Origin of the sequence: Terrimonas alba (genome assembly GCF_042434975.1) — a bacterium.
Classification (GTDB): domain Bacteria; phylum Bacteroidota; class Bacteroidia; order Chitinophagales; family Chitinophagaceae; genus Terrimonas_B; species Terrimonas_B alba.
In genome coordinates this window covers 448,096-463,942 of the sequence record NZ_JBHMQM010000002.1, presented here as the reverse complement: position 1 = coordinate 463,942, position 15,847 = coordinate 448,096, and the positions used below count along the sequence as shown (strand labels likewise).

The window sequence follows — 15,847 nt, the reverse complement described above, 5'->3', positions numbered from 1 at the left end:
CGGGGAACTAACATAAATTACACAAATCAAGATCAACTGAAATGGCAAAAAAGAAATGCATTAACCGGAGAGATTTTATTGTTCAGTCAACATCGCTGGTATCTGCCTCTATACTCGCTATACACGGCATCAGTACTGCTTCGTCCCCCAAATATAAAATGGGTCTGCAACTCTTCACGATACGTGAGCCGCTGGCGAAGGATCTAAGTGGCACGATAAAAAAAATCGCGGCCATCGGTTATGAAGATTGTGAAACCTATGGCTACGAACCGGAAAAGGGTAAGTATTATGGATTAAAAGCCGCCGCATTCAAACAATTGCTTGCGGATCACAACATGATCACCACCAGTGGCCACTATGATTTCACCAAATTTTTCGATAAACCCGCTGATGCTTTGATGCGCTACGCTGATCAATGCATCGAAGGCGCCCATGCGCTGGGTCAGCGTTATATTACCTGGCCCTGGCTCGATCCTGCTTTCAGAACCCTTGAAAACTTTCATGCACTGGCCGGAAAATTAAATACTATTGGTGAACGGGTGAACAAAGCCGGATTGGGATTTGCTTATCACAATCATGATTTTGAATTTGTGGATTATGGCGGTGAGAACGGCTATAACATCATCATGAATGAAACAGATCCTGCGCTTGTCAAACTTCAAATGGATCTTTATTGGGTGATGCATTCATCAAAACTGAGTCCGGCTGAGTTGTTTAAAAAACAGCCGGGTCGTTTCGTGATGTGGCATATAAAAGATATGGACAAAACAACCCGCGATTATTCGGAATTGGGTAATGGCTCTATTGACTTTACCGTCATTCTGCCTGAAGCATCCCAAGCCGGCCTTCAATACTATTACATAGAACAGGGTGGCAATTTTGCGAAAAACCCCATGCAAAGTATTACGGATAGTGCGGCCTACTTCAAAAAACATCTTGAGAAGTACCTGGGATAAGATTGCCTGGCTTCAGTGAAGTATCCGAACTTTTTGTTGATATCAGCTTGAAAAGAAAGGGCCAACCGCATTAAATCTGTTGTTTCAGCAGTTAAATACGGGGCTTTATCCGGACTTTCTCTACATTCATCGACTACTCAGCCTGTCACATATAATAGATTTTCTCTATCGTGTTGCTGTAGAAGGCCATAACATTGATTGATGATAATTTTTTGTTTGAAAACCGCTATTTTATTTACTTTTTATTGGAACTACCCGATTTTTTTCAAATATTTATTGGACAAAGAACACGAACCGAAAAGTTATCTTAATCATGTACCTCAATAAGCACCTCATTTGCTGGCTCACCCGCTATCCAAAAGCTATGGATCTTACATTGGAAGATCTGGTGGAAGGCTTACAATATAAATTACCCGGCACGATGATGGAGGGCACCAAATTTAATGGTGGCTTCGAAATCTTCATCCCTATTGAAGGAGTAACCTATATCAATGATGATGGTTTAGAACGCCAGCATTATTTTATCATTACCGTCGATTCTATCAAATGTGCCATCCGGACGTATATCTACCGGGAAGAAAAATTAAGTGCCGACTTTTCCCGGATCCGGGGCCCTTTCTGCAGCATAATTGAGGCGATAAAAGAATATGTGAAAGAGCATCGCAGCATTGACAAATTCCTAAGTAAAATAATTTCAGTTTAACCGGTTGTAATTATCTCTTCCGTGTCCTTTCTGACTTCCGCAAATGGTTATTCGGTTGGCAATACAACTTATTCATACACTTTTCAACAGTAAGGATAGAATCAGCACGAAGAAAGCGGTTGTCAGCGAAGGAAGCGTCGTGGTAAGACCTACACTTATTTTTAAGCAAAGACTTATTAATGTTGCTATTTTCCTCTCAAAAGACAGCCGGGATCTTTTTTTTGAAAGAAGCTTTTAGGTAACTACTCTCGCGGTCAAAAATAGACAGGTATCGAAACGGGTCCCGGTCATATTACATTATTTTTCAAACAAAATCAGGGGGAGCGGAAAAACTTATTCACGTTTTTTTATCACAATTAATATTTTTCGTTACTTTAAAACTTTGTCGATTCTACCCCCTGAAAGAATTTGTCTGTCTGTACTCCCCTGCTGATTGGTGTTAATCTTATAAAAATTCAAAAACTTTCTGTTTATGTTTTTACAACTGAAGTTCTTTCGGCTACAAAACCTCGTAACCGTTTTGTCCCTGTTCCTGCTCCTGGTTTCGTGTAGCAAATCTCTGGAGTATAAAAGAAGGAAGCCAACCACCACTCCAACCATGCCAACTACCAACACTCCTGTACCTGCCCCCGCTCCTGCAACTATCAATTACCTCGCATTACCCAAAACAGGCTCAAAATTTATTTATGAGCAGTCGAATGTGCTGATCGAAAATGTACAATTTGAAAATAGTGACAGCATCTCCATTTATGTCAAGAAGAGTTCAAATATTACGATACGCAATTGCCTTTTCAATAAATCGGCATTAGAAGCCATCAATATAGAGAGCTCATCAAATATTACCATTGAAAATTGTTTATTTAACCATGCACAGTCCGGAGTGTATGTAATGAATTCACAGGTGATAAAAGTCATCAACAACCAGTTTGTCAATGTTCGCAAACGGGAAGATGGAAGCCGGGGGCAGTTTGTACAATTCAACCAGGTAACCGGCGAAGGCAATATCATCGAAAATAACAGGGGCGAAAATTTCCTGGATGAAAGTGATCCGGAAGATCTGATATCGTTATACATGAGTAATGGAACTGCCTCAAGCCCGATTATAGTACGCAATAATATTTTCAGGGGTGGTGGCCCGTCGATCTCCGGCGGCGGTATCATGACGGGTGACCAGGGAGGAAGTTATTTCCTTGTAGAAAATAATACATTAGTAGATCCCGGCCAATACGGCATAGCGATAGCGGGTGGCAGCAGTATCACTATTCTCAATAACAAGATATATGGCCGGCAACAATCATTTACCAATAACCCTTTATATGTTTGGGCACAAACGGGTATTGCCTGTTACGATATTAATGTAAAAGGAAATAAAATTAACTGGACTGATAAAACAGGTTATATGAACATGGGCTGGAACGCTGGCAACTGCGCCGGCACCTTATGGGAGCCCCCGGTTGTAATCAGCCTGGAAGAAATGAATGTTCCTTCACACCTCATCACTTTTATTACTCCCGGGGAACTGCTGCAGATTAGAAAGTAATAAAACAGGCCCATTTACTCCCCTGCATGTCCGGTATGATCCAACGACCCACCGCAATGCGGGCAAACATGCTTTTTAGGTGATTTCAGTTTCCTGATCTCTTCCAGGAAACCGGCTGTGATGATGCCTGCCGGTAAAGCAAAAACGGCTAAACCGGATAACGAAACAAGGCCACTCAGGATTTTGCCCAGCGGAGTTATTGGCACCATATCACCATAACCCACCGAGGTAGCGGTGACAACCGCCCACCAGATAGTAGCCGGAATACTTGAAAATACTTGCGGTTGCGCCAGGTGCTCTGCAAAATAAAGCAGGCAGGAAGCCATGATGATAAAAAACAAAATCAGCACAAGACTTAATTTTAATTCACTGGCCCTGGTCTTAAATACATTCTTTACCATCTGTGCCGATCGCATATAAGCCGTTAATCTAAACAACCTCAGAAAACGGAGCAAACGGAAAATACGCAGTACCCGCAGATCGAACCCGATAAAAATGTGTACATAAAAGGGAAGAATAGCCAGCAGGTCAATCAGGGCATCGGTTGAAAGCATATACCGGATACGCCCATGAAAACTGTGTGCATAGCGCCGGTCATGATTACTGCTCCACACCCGAAGCACATATTCGATGGTGAAAATAATCACAGATACCACGTCAAAAACGTGGAAGAACTTTGCATTTGGATCGTGAATAGACGGAACAGTCTCCAGCATGACAGCTGTTATATTCAGAATGATAAGAGTGATAATAAAGCCATTGAGAATCTTATCCCATTTTGTATCACCTAATTCAGGATGAAGGAGGATATGCACCTTTCTTTTACTTTCATGATATCTCACTGAAGACAGTTTTTGGTTGTCTTAAAGTTAGTGAATAATCGATCCAAATATTATTGCACCTATGGAGTAAAATTAATTGAGTAATAGTTGCTTTGCCTGATGCAGGTGTTTTTGTTTAATGTTACTAATTTGAACCTTGCCCGAAGGGATGATGTTAACAGTAGTATATGTCTTCGCTTCTCATCGCCCATTATTTTTTCAAGTTAGTTTTTGCAGCCGGTACGGTTTTCAGGTAAGCATAAATCGCCTTCAATTCTGTATCGGTCATGCGTTTGAAAGCCGTCCATGGCATTGGACTCTTTGGCACCAACCTTCCTATTCTAAACCGGTCTACAAAACTCTTTTCGGACCAACCAAAGATGCGGCTGCTTGAATCCGTGGTGAGGTTGGGAGTAACAAAGCCTTCAATTTCACTTCCACCAGCAAAGGGTTCACCGGTAAACTCGCCGCTCAGTGTTCTTTGTGTATGGCAACCACCGCAATTAGCTACATTGTTTGCCAAATATTTTCCATAAGCAGCTGTACTGTCTGCAGCCACTTCTTTTGGCACTTCACCATTTGGGCCTACTGGTTTCACCATAAAAGCTTTTACTGCTTTGCCCAGCATATTCAGGCTATGATCCGGCACTTCATTACGAACAGGCTTTTGTGCACGCAGGTAAGAAATGATAGCTGTCAGGTCTTCATCAGACATATTGTGAAATGGCATAAAATCAAAAACCACCGTTCCGTTGGGATGAACGCCATATCGCAGGGCTCTTGCAATTTCGGCGTCGGTATATTTGCCAATCCCGGTTTCTTTATCAGGCGTAATATTTTTTGAGTAAATCTTCCCGACCGGCAGATTAAAAACGACGCCGCCTGAAAGGGGTACATCCTGTCCAAGGTTGAGTAGTGAATCAGCATTGGTCTTGCTGTGACAATCGGCACAATGGGCCGCACCAAAAACTAAATGTTTGCCACGCAAGATCACATTCGTGTCAGCAGATGCGGTTATAGTCGGGTAAGGACCTTCATATTTTAAATTTTGCCTTGCCATCACCGTAACAGTGATGCCGAGAACCAGGAACAACAGGACAAGACCTGTCCATTTCAAAATCTTTTTTAGCCTGCGCATGAAATTTGGGTTTAATGCGGCCAAATTATAATCAGCGATTTTGTTTACGAATGTTATAGTGGTTGAATTGCGTGTAATACTGGATGAAATGAACATGGATGTAAAAGCCTTGTATTGCCCTCTATCCAATCTTCAAGTTCATTAACTTTACCCCTTACCTGCACAACGATAACTTGCTAATGATAAACAGTTCAACTGATACCATTTCTATACCCGGTAAAAAAAAGACTCACCTGATAGAGGCCATCAGGAATAGCGGGGAAATTTTAAAGAAAAAAATAGTGACCGCCGGTTTTGATGGTTTTGTAGATTCCCTCGCTAAAGTGATAAAAGAAAAAGACCAACAAACAGCTACACTGTTCAACACCATTGAAGAGTTTGGAAACTATATTCTCGAAAAGAAAGGCGCCAGCTTTAGTCTTGAATTGTCAAGCCAAAGTATAAAACTGGGTGGCAATATGCCGATCATGGCGAATGCACTGGGTAAGTTTGGCATGAAGGTAAATTGCATAGGCGCTCTTGGGTATCCCCAACCAGAGCCATTCTTTAATTTTCCGCCTAATTGCCGCCTATACAGTTTTGCCAATCCCGGCAGTACAACGGCATTGGAATTTGCCGATGGAAAGATGCTGCTGGGTGACATGGGTGCCTTAAACACCACTGGCTGGGAAGAAATAAAAAACAGGATCGGTATAGAAACGCTGGATCAACTTTTTAAAGAAAGCGATCTTATTTGTTTACTCAACTGGAGTGAGATCGATGTCTCCACGGACATTTGGAAAGGCCTGTTAAAAGATATCTTCCCGTCATCCTCTTCCGGAAAAAGGCAAACTGTATTTGTTGACCTGTCTGATTGTTCAAAGCGAAGTACTGAATCAATAAATGAAGCCCTTCAATTATTGAAAGAATTTGGCCGGCACAGTGAAGTTATTTTAAGTCTAAATAAAAATGAAGCCGGCGTTATTTCCAGGACATTGTCTCTGACAAATGATAATGCTGACTCCGTTAAAACAGCCGTCTGTTTGTTTGAAAAGTTGGATATCCATGAATTGGTCCTGCACAGTTCCAAAGAAACGCTTGCCGTTACAAAAAAAAATGTTGTTAGCGTCAAAACTTTTTATACCGGTAATCCAAAAATATCAACCGGCGCAGGTGACAATTTCAACGCAGGGTTTTGCACTGCACAATTACTACAATTAGATACCGAAGAATCCTTGTGGCTGGCCAATGCTTTTTCGGGTTATTATGTAAGAGAAGCTAAAAGTGCTGACACTAATGAGATTATTGATTTTTTTGAAAACGTTTAAAATCATTTCGGGATGGAGTTAAAAGTTTATCCGGGTTATACCGCCCTGTCAGATGCAGCAGCCGATGAAACAATTGAATTGATAAAAGGAAAACCAAACGCTGTCATATGCTTTGCATCCGGCGACACACCCAGGCTCACTTGTCAGTTGCTGGTGCAAAAAGCAAAGAGTCAGCAAGTCGACACCGGCAAGATCGTTTTTATTGGCCTCGATGAATGGGTCGGCATTCCCCTTTCAAATGAGGGAAGTTGCCACTACTTTTTCCGTCATGAAGTGTTTGAACCGTTGAGCCTGTTACCGGCACAAACACATTTGTTTGATGCCATGTCAAATAACCTGGATAACGAATGCCGTAAAATGGATACCATCATCGCAAAAAATGGTGGCATTGACCTGATGATCGTTGGCATCGGCATGAATGGTCATATTGGCTTTAATGAACCTGGCGTATCCTTCCATAATTACTCTCACGTCATTGACCTGGATGAAACAACACTAATGGTTGGCCAAAAATATTTCAAAACAACTGTTGCATTGCAACAGGGAATTACATTGGGACTACAGCACCTTCTCGAATCCAGGAAGGCGATATTAATAGCTAATGGAAACAAAAAAGCCGAAGTGATAAAAAAGACAGTTGAGGGAAAAGTGACAAATAAATTCCCCGCCAGTATTATGCAAATACATCTCAATGGGTTTGTGATGGTAGACGAAGGCGCTGCTTCGCTGTTAAATAAAAAATAGTTTAGAAAAGTGATGAGATTGAGCGAAGCCAATAAAGTAAGGCCACTCTATTTTCTTATTTTTTCCTGCACGGACATTAAAACGCCGTATAAAATTTAATGAATATCATCAAGCGGCTGATCAGCTCAGCCCTTTAAAATATGTATCTTCAGCGTTAATATTTATCACTATGATATTGGAACATGTTGCCATATGGACCAACCAACTGGAAGTGTTGAAAAACTATTATATAAAATATTTTGATGCAAAACCAAACGATAGATACAGCAATCATCAAAAACAATTTCATAGTTATTTTTTAAGTTTTGCATCCGGTGCCAGGCTTGAAGTAATGACGATGCCCGGTTTGCCTACCAATCAGAATGATACCAAACAAAAACAGCATCTCGGTATCATCCACCTTGCGTTTGGTGTTGATACTATGGATGAGGTAGATGCAAAAGCAAAACAACTGGCTGCGGATGGATTTCCTATTCTCAGTGGCCCAAGAAAAACCGGTGACGGGTACTATGAATTTGAAACGTTGGACCCGGATCAAAACAGGATCGAGGTCACCTGTGTCTATCCTTCATAAATTTTAAACAATCTGTTTTCAAACTGTTTCAACCTTCTTTAAAAACAAAAACCGATGATACTAAAAATTCTACCGTGCCTGATGCTGACTTTTCTTTACTCCTGTGGCCAAAAAGATAAATGGAAATTAGTTTGGAGTGATGAATTCAATTACTCGGGCTTGCCCGACTCAACAAAGTGGACAGCTGAAGTGGGCGGCCACGGGTGGGGGAATAATGAACTCCAGTATTACACAGCCGGGAGAAAAGAAAATGCAAGAGTGGAAAATGGTATGCTCACCATTGAGGCCCGGAAAGAAAACTGGGATAGTATGAAATATACTTCAGCCCGGTTGATTACAAAAGGAAAAGCTGATTGGCAATATGGAAAAATTGAAGTGAAAGCAAAACTGCCAAAAGGTCTGGGCACCTGGCCGGCCATCTGGATGCTCGCTTCAACCACGCCGCTCAACTGGCCCGATGATGGTGAGATTGATATTATGGAACATGTGGGTTATAACCAGGGATTTGTTCACGGTTCCGTACATACTAAGAAATTCAACCACGTTATTGGCACCCAAAAAACAGATACTGTTCTGGTAAAAGATTGTTCTGAAAACTTTCACGTGTATAGCATGGAATGGAACAAGGATTCGTTGAAAGTAGCGGTGGATGGTAGCTATTATTTTCATTTTGCCAATGAACATTCAGGTTATGATGCGTGGCCCTTCGATAATAAAATGCATTTACTCTTAAACATAGCTGTGGGTGGCAACTGGGGAGGTAAAATGGGTGTGGATGAAAATATCTGGCCGCAAAAAATGGAAATTGATTATGTGCGGGTTTATCAGCAATAAGACGTAGCGAGCCATAACTCTTAACCATCCTCTAACACAATAGTTTCGTAAATTGTATAAGGAGGAAAGAGATATGAAGAGATTAGTTTTTGTCTTGCTATTAATCATTCCGTTGCTTAGCGCTGTGGCTCAAAAAAGAATTTCCCAACCCAAAACAAAGGCGGAAATTTTAAACGAAAAATATTGCAGCGCCTTATTCTCAACCACGCATGGCGACTATTTTGACTTTTTAGATGAAGGAGTAAATGCCTCAGCATTAGCTTATTTCAATATACTGGATTGGTTACAAGGAAGAGTAGCGGGCTTACAAGTTTATACGACCCGTTTTAATAGTCGTATTCCTTTTATTCGCAATCAAAGGGCCGTAGTATATTTAAATGAAATGCGGGTAGACTACGACTTCCTGAATGCCTTGCCTGTTGCAGATATCGCCATGATAAAAATTATAAAGGGACCTTCTGTTTTGACCTATGGAGGTGGTGGAGGCGTGATTGCAGTTTACACCAAGACCGGCGATGACGAAGAGCTTACGGAAGAGTAATTTACTCTTTCGTTTCAGGCCAGTAATCCAATGGCAACATATTGGCCATTTTTTCTTCCCATCCCCAATAAGCTGTTGAAAAAACTTCCTGTGGCGGATAACAACTTCCGTTCGCATCAATTCCGACGGCATTTCCATTAGTTAACCAGATATACGAACGCTGGAAAGCAGGTGATCTTTTTTCATGAAAAAAATCCAGGTAGGACCTGTCTTCCATTTCCTTCTTATACGTTATAAAGAGATAATCGCTAAAAAAAATTATTTTATAACCCGCTTCCTGCTTTGCCACCAGGCTATCGCTGGTCAACGTGGCGGCCTCATACACTTCCGTGTAATCCTTTTGTCGTAACACCCGCTGATAGTAATCAACAGAATCTTTTTGCAGGCTATCTAACTTATTTTTCGATATATCACTACTCCCGGAATGACGCAGCAAAGCATATATTTTTTTTACTCTTTCCTTTTCTGTATTCAAAACTTTTTTCATACGCCGAACTTCAAAACCTTCTTCGGTCAGCTGATTGTTATAGACACTACGCATAAAATGCATCATCGATCCGCTATAGGCTTTCTCCCGGTTACGTCCCCATTTTTTACGATTCTTATCCATTTCTTCAAAAAAAGGATAACCTGCAAAGGAACTGGTACCACTCTTAAAATTCACTTCAAAGTCTTCCATCTGGTACCGAATGATATAGCCCAGAGCTTTGTTCTCTACAATAATGGGTTCATCTGAATAGGCAATCACCCGGTTTGATTTCTTATAGTAACGAAAGCGGATAGCCTTGGGATTTTTAATCTTACAGTGAAAGGCGTTAGGAGTACTGCCTATAAAACTCTCCGAAAACATTCTCCCCCATTTATCCCATCCTTCTTCCACCGAGGGCTCTACCGTTACATTTTCCAGTTCTCTTACTTTTACCCGCAACTCTATTTTTAGTTGCAATGGCAATTGATCGGCGCTAAAACTAAAAACACTTGTCTCATAGCCAATGGAAGAAATGATGAGTTCATGATTGCCTGCAGGAATATCACGCATTTCAAACTGACCGGCTTTATCAGAAATGACACCTTTGGATGAATTGTTGATAAAAACGCTGCTTCCGGGAATGGCTTCACCGCTGGCAGCATCAACCACTCTTCCTTTTATGGTTCGTTGAGATAAAACAGTAAGTGAAAAAAATAATTGAACAAATAAAATGGCCGGCATCTTATACATGCCGGCAATATACTATCAAATAGCTACTGAAACTATCAGTTAAACTCTATATCCAACGAGATTATATTCGCATTCATGCCAGCCGATTTGGCCTGGCTACCTGTTTGAGGCGGAATAAATCCACTATTTTTTTCTGAAAAAATCCCTAAACTCCATGTCGGCCAATAAAAAAAGTGAGGCTTTATTGCATATACGTTTTATTAAAGCCTCACTTTAAAATTATCCAGTGCTCAATCATTCCAGGCCAAACATCCCCCTGTTTAGCTGCTGCAGTATCCGTCCCTTATTTTCAGCAGCTATCAATAAAGAAATATTGTGAGGACTACCTCCATAAGAGACCATCCTGACAGGAATATTCATAATAGAACCAAATAATTTCTTTACAATATCTGTGGTCTGAGAAATTTCATTACCCACTACCGAAATGATTACCTGGTTATGATCTACTTCCGTCGTACCAAATGGTTCTAACTCTTTTAATATTTCTTTCAGGAAAACGGGGCTATCGATCGTCAGCGAAACTGCTACTTCCGAAGTAGTGATCATGTCGATGGGTGTGCGATATTTTTCAAACACTTCAAATATTTTACGCAGGAAACCATAAGCCAATAACATACGACTGCTCTTAATACGGATAGCAATGATGTTGTCTTTGGCCGCAACGGCTTTCACCCCAACACTACCAGCCTCCTGGGTGATCAATGTTCCTTTGGCTGTAGGCTGCATAGTGTTCAATAACTTCACCGGGATTTTATACATCTGCGCCGGCCAAATAGATGCAGGGTGTAAAATTTTTGCCCCGAAGTAAGCCAGCTCAGCGGCTTCATCAAAGCTTAGCTGCTCAACAGGCACTGTTCTCTTTACCACCCTTGGATCGTTGTTGTGCATGCCATCGATGTCAGTCCATATTTCACACACAGAAGCATTAATGGCAGCAGCGATAAGAGAAGCGCTGTAATCGCTTCCGCCTCTTTTTAAATTATCCACTTCGCCTCTTGAATTACGGCAAATATATCCTTGCGTTACAAAAAACTTTTTGTCTTTGTATTGCTGTAAAAGTTGGCTCAATCTTACTTTAATGCTGCCGATCTGCGGTTCATCATACGCATCAATCGTCATAAACTCCAAAGCGGGTAACAATGCATGATCAACACCTTGCTCCTCCAAATAAGTGCAAAACAATTTTGTTGATAGTAATTCACCCTGCGCTAAAATATCTTTACTCAACGCTTCGCTGAAAGAAATTTTGAGAATAATATTCAGGAATTCGAAATGTTCTGATAAAATATTCTTTGCCTTTGCAAGTGTCTCCGGCTTCTTCAATAAATCAGTAATGAATGCCTGGTAATGTGCTTCCAGTTTATCAATGGATTGTTTGGCTGCCGTGCGATCACTTTTGGCAATATAATCACCAATTTCTACCAGTGCATTGGTAGTACCCGACAAGGCGGATAAAACAACAATCGTCGGTTCTGTTTCTTTTGTAACCAGCGAAACAATCTGGTGCATACGTTCAGGCTTTCCCACACTGGTGCCACCAAACTTCATTACTTTCATGTGTATATTTTTAGTTTTTCTTTGGTCACATAGAATCTTGCCTGTCGGCAGACAGGTTCACCATTAAAATTTTCATCGTATTAATTACTTGAAAATTTTTACGGCTCATTTCATATCAAAATAAATTAGGTTGCAAAAGTATTTGATGGCGGGGTTGCTACCAAATGGAAAAATAAAATTTACAACTGGCTATGAATTCGTTATATGAGTGATAAATACAGGCTTCAACCGATCGGCTATATTGTATAACATATGCTATCACTGACCCGGCATATGAGCAGATCATTGTAAGAAATCAGGTCGATAAAATCATAGCCCGGTATTGTTTGCCTTTCCTCCGGATTATATACATCGTTGATAGCGTAAACGCTCAAACCTTCGACTACTGCCAGCATCGGTACACTGCTTTTTTAAAAATCCAGGCTGAATTTTTCGGCGAGTCCCTTTAGGTCCCTGACAACCACATCCAGCAAATTAATACCCTTTGTAGATCTTTCTGCTTCCATTTCCCGTTCTGGATCACCGGGCACCAACACTCTCTCTTCCCCGGGAATTGTTTTGCAGGCTCTGAAACCTTGTATCCAATGGTCCATATGTTGCTTAAACTCATTGGCAGGCCGAAATGCATCAATACGCATGGCGCCGAGGAAATGACCAATACCTTTTCCGGGTTGTTGCGATGGCATTGGCACATAAGCAGGGAAGGGCGGCACCCACGGTGCATAGTTGGCGCCACTGAGGAGGGCAGAAAAAATATCGACTATAGCACCGAGAGCATAGCCTTTGTGACTACCATGATCACGATCTCCTCCTAATGGTAATAAAGCCCCGCCTTTTTTCAATATATGCGGATCGTTGGAAAGATTACCATCTTTATCCTGCACCCAACCGTCGGGTGTTTCTAAATTTTTACGTTGCAAAATTTCCAGCTTCCCGTTGGCAGCGGTTGTAGTAGCCAGGTCGGCTACAAATGCAGGCTCTTTACCAGCGGGAGCCGCTACACAAATAGGATTTGTGCCGAGCATTTTATCTGTGGAAAAAGTAGGCGCCACCAGCGGGCTGGCATTGGTCATGGCCATGCCAATCATATCATGTTGTAGGGCCATCATGGCATGGCAGGCTGCAATGCCAAAATGATTACTGTTTTGAACGCTTACCCACCCTGTTCCAACATTCTTTGCTTTTTCAATGGCTATCTGCATTGCAAAAGGAGCCACTATTAGTCCGAGACCACTGTCGCCATCCACCACGGCAGTAGACGGTGTTTCATGAATAACTTTTATAGATGGTGTAGCGTTAACCCTATTCACTTCCCATAATCTTACATAGCCGCTGAGCCGGGCAATACCATGCGAGTCGACGCCTCTTAAATCGGCAGATAACAAAGTTCTGGTTGCGATTGTTGCATGATCGGCAGAGCAGCCGATACTTTGAAAAACACGATTAGTAAACCCGGATAGTCTTTCGTAGGAAAAATTTTTTTCTGGCATGCGCAAAGAAACAAAATTAATAAAGCCCGAAAACAAAAAAGTCCTTCCCCAAAATGGAAGGACTTTAAATACTTATCAGTTATGTTTAGAAAGGAAGATCATCCATTGGCTCAGTAATCTCACTGGCTGAAGGAACATTGGGTGATGAGTAGCTGCTGCCTGATGATGCCCCACTGCTATAAGACGGTGAACTGCTGCCACCTTCACCTTTGCCACCCAGCAACTGCACCTCACGAACCCTTAGTGACAATGAGGCTCCGCCGGTTCCATCCTGGCGGGTAAAACTTCTTACTTCCGGAGTCCCTTCTACAAAAACCTGTTTTCCTTTTGTAAGGTACGGTGAAATAGCTGTACGATCTGTCCAATAGGCACAATCAACCCAGGTTGTTTTCTCCTGGTTGTTGCCCTGGCTGTCTCTATACTTTTCGGTGTGGGCAACTGTAAAATTGATAACGTTTTTACCGTTGACAGTGTTAACCACGCAATCCTTGCCGAGGTTACCGATAACTTGCATTTTAATCATAGTGCTCAAATTTTAATTGACGTAATAAATAAATTAAGGCAGCAAATTAAGCTTATTGTTTAAAATCATAGATACTACTTACCGGGAGTTTTTCACTTCATATTAACGGTCTGAGAATCCCGGGAGACCATATTGATTTATGCTTCCATAAAAATTAATATTATTCATTTTAGTAATACAAATGGGATACTTCATTTTTTAGGAAAAAAAAACTGCTCCAACCACTTCAAAAAAACTATTTATTTGAATAGCAATCAATTAATAGTTACCAGATAGTGTCAGAGCGACATATTAAATTTTTAAACAATTGGAAATTTTATTAACAAAAATCAACTTTTTTTCACACTGGCATAAATAAACAATATAATTTATAACTATTATTTAAAAAAGGCCTAATTTACACTATCGATTGCTGCATTATATTTTTTCTTAATAACTATAAACCCCACGTTTCTGATTATGAGTAAAACAACTGTGAAACAGGTGGCGCCATTCCTCGTATTACTGGGAATCGCAATTGCTGCAATCTTCGTAAGCCCTGCAGCCTCCTTTGATCCTGCATCTGTATTAGGCGAAGATGGAAAGACGCCAAAATACGTTTACAACAGCGGTGACATTGCCTGGATGTTAGTGTCGTGTGCTTTTGTTTTTTTAATGACCCCCGCTCTTGCTTTCTTTTATGGCGGAATGGTAGGCCGTAAAAACGTTTTGTCTACCATGATTAAGAGTACTGTTTCAGCTGGTATCATTTCAGTTCTTTGGATTGTTGTTCAGTTCAGTCTTTGCTTTGGAAAATCAATCGGAGGTTTTATTGGCGACCCCAGCACATTTTTATTCTTTAAAGGTGTGATGGATGGCGAGCCCTGGAGCCTCGCGGCAACTATTCCCCTGCCCTTATTCGCATTCTTCCAATTGATGTTTGCGATCATCACTCCGGGTCTGGTGGTTGGTGCGGTTGCAGAACGTATCCGCTTTAGCTCTTACACACTATTCATTGTTTTATTTGGAGCTCTTGTATATGCTCCTTTGGCCCACATGGCATGGCATCCTGATGGCCTGATGTTTAAATGGGGTGTTCTTGATTTTGCGGGTGGTACGGTAGTACATATTTCAGCAGGTATGGCTGCATTGGCTGGTGCGTTGGTGCTGAAACCACGTAAATCAACTACTGCCACTTCTCCTGCCAATATTCCTTACGTATTAATTGGTACTGGTTTACTTTGGTTTGGTTGGTTTGGTTTTAACGCCGGTAGTGCCGTAGGCGCAGGTTCATTAGGTGTATACGCATTTGCTACAACTAATACTGCAGCAGCAGCGGCGGGTCTTTCCTGGATGTTCTGGGATGTGATCCGTGGTAAAAAACCATCCGTACTTGGCTTTTGTATCGGTGCGGTGGTTGGTCTTGTTGCCATCACCCCGGCTGCAGGCTTTGTTGGTGTACCGCAAGCCCTGTTCATCGGGTTTATAGCGGCTATCGTATCGAATGTAGTTGCTGAATTCCTGAAACACAAAACCAAACTGGACGATCCTCTGGATGTATTTGCCTGCCATGGCCTCGGTGGTATGACTGGTATGCTCCTCACCGGTGTTTTTGGAAGCAAAACTGTTAACTCACTCGTATTAGATGGTCAATTCCTGATCCAGTTAAAAGGTATGGCATTGGCTGTTACTTATAGCTTCGTTGTTTCCTTTATTCTTTTCAAGGTAATTAATATGATATTACCAATGAGGGTAAATGAGAAAGAAGAAGAAGAAGGTCTTGATGCTTCGCAACATAATGAAAAATATCTCCAGGGTACTTTATTAGTTCATAATAATGGTACTGTTGAAGAAAAGACCGTTACACATTAAGAGGTTAGTATCCCTACCCCGTTTCTCCTTATTTTAAAATAGAAAAGGC

16 protein-coding genes are annotated in these 15,847 nt (G+C 41.4%); 10 read left to right on the top strand and 6 right to left on the bottom strand.

Annotated elements, in window-relative coordinates:
* Window positions 1-41 precede the first annotated feature (41 nt).
* From ACFEL9_RS06745 to ACFEL9_RS06730, 4 genes are all read left to right on the top strand, one after another.
* The gene (locus ACFEL9_RS06745; protein WP_385887475.1) at window positions 42-956 is read left to right on the top strand and encodes a sugar phosphate isomerase/epimerase family protein; all 915 of its coding nucleotides are present in this window, start codon (window positions 42-44) and stop codon (window positions 954-956) included.
* 313 nt (window positions 957-1,269) lie between these two features.
* Complete coding sequence (locus tag ACFEL9_RS06740) at window positions 1,270-1,659, top strand: hypothetical protein (protein ID WP_385887472.1); 390 nt, start codon at window positions 1,270-1,272, stop codon at window positions 1,657-1,659.
* A 55-nt stretch (window positions 1,660-1,714) separates the two neighbouring features.
* Entirely contained in the window at window positions 1,715-1,897 is a 183-nt protein-coding gene (locus ACFEL9_RS06735) for a hypothetical protein (RefSeq protein ID WP_385887470.1), read from the top strand.
* Between the two features lie 234 nt (window positions 1,898-2,131).
* A complete protein-coding gene (locus ACFEL9_RS06730; protein ID WP_385887467.1) occupies window positions 2,132-3,199 on the top strand; it encodes a right-handed parallel beta-helix repeat-containing protein in 1,068 nt (355 codons plus the stop codon).
* 14 nt (window positions 3,200-3,213) lie between these two features.
* Here the strand turns inward: ACFEL9_RS06730 and ACFEL9_RS06725 are convergent, their stop codons facing one another.
* The gene (locus tag ACFEL9_RS06725) at window positions 3,214-4,041 is read right to left on the bottom strand and encodes an ion transporter (protein WP_385887465.1); all 828 of its coding nucleotides are present in this window, start codon (window positions 4,039-4,041) and stop codon (window positions 3,214-3,216) included.
* Between the two features lie 190 nt (window positions 4,042-4,231).
* Window positions 4,232-5,158 carry a c-type cytochrome gene (locus ACFEL9_RS06720; RefSeq protein WP_385887462.1) on the bottom strand — a complete coding sequence of 309 codons (927 nt, stop codon included), beginning with the start codon at window positions 5,156-5,158 and terminating at the stop codon, window positions 4,232-4,234.
* A 179-nt stretch (window positions 5,159-5,337) separates the two neighbouring features.
* Between ACFEL9_RS06720 and ACFEL9_RS06715 the strand changes: the two genes are divergently transcribed.
* The 5 genes from ACFEL9_RS06715 to ACFEL9_RS06695 all read left to right on the top strand — a co-directional run bounded on the left by ACFEL9_RS06715 (window position 5,338) and on the right by ACFEL9_RS06695 (window position 9,158).
* Window positions 5,338-6,465 carry a PfkB family carbohydrate kinase gene (locus ACFEL9_RS06715; RefSeq protein WP_385887459.1) on the top strand — a complete coding sequence of 376 codons (1,128 nt, stop codon included), beginning with the start codon at window positions 5,338-5,340 and terminating at the stop codon, window positions 6,463-6,465.
* A 12-nt stretch (window positions 6,466-6,477) separates the two neighbouring features.
* Window positions 6,478-7,209, top strand: coding sequence for a glucosamine-6-phosphate deaminase (locus tag ACFEL9_RS06710; protein WP_385887456.1), 732 nt, complete (start codon window positions 6,478-6,480; stop codon window positions 7,207-7,209).
* 169 nt (window positions 7,210-7,378) lie between these two features.
* Window positions 7,379-7,783, top strand: coding sequence for a VOC family protein (locus tag ACFEL9_RS06705; protein WP_385887453.1), 405 nt, complete (start codon window positions 7,379-7,381; stop codon window positions 7,781-7,783).
* A 54-nt stretch (window positions 7,784-7,837) separates the two neighbouring features.
* Window positions 7,838-8,617 carry a glycoside hydrolase family 16 protein gene (locus tag ACFEL9_RS06700; protein ID WP_385887450.1) on the top strand — a complete coding sequence of 260 codons (780 nt, stop codon included), beginning with the start codon at window positions 7,838-7,840 and terminating at the stop codon, window positions 8,615-8,617.
* A 73-nt stretch (window positions 8,618-8,690) separates the two neighbouring features.
* Window positions 8,691-9,158, top strand: coding sequence for a TonB-dependent receptor plug domain-containing protein (locus ACFEL9_RS06695; RefSeq protein WP_385887447.1), 468 nt, complete (start codon window positions 8,691-8,693; stop codon window positions 9,156-9,158).
* 1 nt (window position 9,159) lies between these two features.
* On the opposite strand, the gene ACFEL9_RS06690 is transcribed toward ACFEL9_RS06695, so the two are convergent.
* The 4 genes from ACFEL9_RS06690 to ACFEL9_RS06675 all read right to left on the bottom strand — a co-directional run bounded on the left by ACFEL9_RS06690 (window position 9,160) and on the right by ACFEL9_RS06675 (window position 13,947).
* A complete protein-coding gene (locus ACFEL9_RS06690; RefSeq protein WP_385887445.1) occupies window positions 9,160-10,377 on the bottom strand; it encodes a carboxypeptidase-like regulatory domain-containing protein in 1,218 nt (405 codons plus the stop codon).
* Window positions 10,378-10,611: 234 nt separating this feature from the next.
* Window positions 10,612-11,934: an aspartate kinase gene (locus ACFEL9_RS06685; RefSeq protein WP_385887442.1), complete on the bottom strand. Its 1,323-nt coding sequence runs from the start codon at window positions 11,932-11,934 to the stop codon at window positions 10,612-10,614.
* Between the two features lie 410 nt (window positions 11,935-12,344).
* A complete protein-coding gene (locus ACFEL9_RS06680) occupies window positions 12,345-13,424 on the bottom strand; it encodes an Ldh family oxidoreductase (RefSeq protein WP_385887439.1) in 1,080 nt (359 codons plus the stop codon).
* 85 nt (window positions 13,425-13,509) lie between these two features.
* Complete coding sequence (locus ACFEL9_RS06675) at window positions 13,510-13,947, bottom strand: single-stranded DNA-binding protein (RefSeq protein WP_385887436.1); 438 nt, start codon at window positions 13,945-13,947, stop codon at window positions 13,510-13,512.
* Window positions 13,948-14,406: 459 nt separating this feature from the next.
* On the opposite strand from ACFEL9_RS06675, the gene ACFEL9_RS06670 reads away from it, so the two are divergent.
* Window positions 14,407-15,798 (top strand): ammonium transporter, encoded by a 1,392-nt coding sequence (locus tag ACFEL9_RS06670; RefSeq protein WP_385887433.1) that lies wholly within the window; start codon window positions 14,407-14,409, stop codon window positions 15,796-15,798.
* Window positions 15,799-15,847 lie beyond the last annotated feature (49 nt).